This window comes from Ursidibacter maritimus, assembly GCF_009761395.1.
In the GTDB taxonomy this organism is placed as follows: domain Bacteria; phylum Pseudomonadota; class Gammaproteobacteria; order Enterobacterales; family Pasteurellaceae; genus Ursidibacter; species Ursidibacter maritimus.
Genome location: NZ_LEKN01000015.1, coordinates 1 through 1,104 on the forward strand (window position 1 = coordinate 1; position 1,104 = coordinate 1,104).

General features: G+C 43.2%; 1 protein-coding gene. It reads left to right on the plus strand.

Going from position 1 to position 1,104, the window contains the following annotated elements; translation table 11 throughout:
• Position 1: 1 nt before the first annotated feature.
• A partial coding sequence (gene tuf / locus A1D26_RS05300) for an elongation factor Tu (RefSeq protein WP_157403046.1) occupies positions 2 to 1,104 on the plus strand: 1,103 nt, incomplete at its 3' end.

Sequence of the window (1,104 nt, forward strand, 5' to 3'; positions counted from 1 at the left end):
AATGTCTAAAGAAAAATTTGAACGTACAAAACCGCACGTTAACGTGGGTACAATCGGCCACGTTGACCATGGTAAAACAACTTTAACAGCAGCGATCACAACTGTATTAGCGAAACACTTCGGTGGTGCAGCTCGTGCATTCGACCAAATCGATAACGCGCCAGAAGAAAAAGCGCGTGGTATCACCATCAACACTTCACACGTTGAGTACGACACAGAAACTCGTCACTACGCACACGTTGACTGCCCAGGACACGCGGACTATGTTAAAAACATGATCACAGGTGCGGCACAAATGGACGGAGCAATCTTAGTAGTAGCAGCGACAGATGGTCCAATGCCACAAACTCGTGAACACATCCTTTTAGGTCGCCAAGTAGGTGTACCATACATCATCGTATTCTTAAACAAATGCGATATGGTGGATGACGAAGAGTTATTAGAATTAGTAGAAATGGAAGTTCGTGAACTTCTATCTCAATATGATTTCCCAGGTGATGATACACCAATCGTACGTGGTTCAGCATTACAAGCGTTAAACGGCGTAGCAGAGTGGGAAGAGAAAATCTTAGAATTAGCATCACACTTAGACTCTTACATTCCAGAGCCAGAGCGTGCAATCGACAAACCATTCCTATTACCAATTGAAGACGTATTCTCAATTTCAGGTCGTGGTACAGTAGTAACAGGTCGTGTAGAGCGTGGTATCATCCGTACGGGTGAAGAGGTTGAGATTGTTGGTATCAAAGAAACAACAAAAACAACAGTAACTGGTGTTGAAATGTTCCGTAAATTACTTGACGAAGGTCGTGCAGGTGAGAACGTAGGTGCATTATTACGTGGTACAAAACGTGAAGAAATCGAACGTGGTCAAGTATTAGCGAAACCAGGTTCAATCACACCACATACAGACTTCGAATCAGAAGTTTACGTATTGTCAAAAGAAGAAGGTGGTCGTCATACTCCATTCTTCAAAGGTTACCGTCCACAATTCTACTTCCGTACAACGGACGTAACAGGTACTATCGAATTACCAGAAGGTGTTGAGATGGTAATGCCAGGCGATAACATCAAAATGACAGTAAGCTTAATTCACCCAATCGC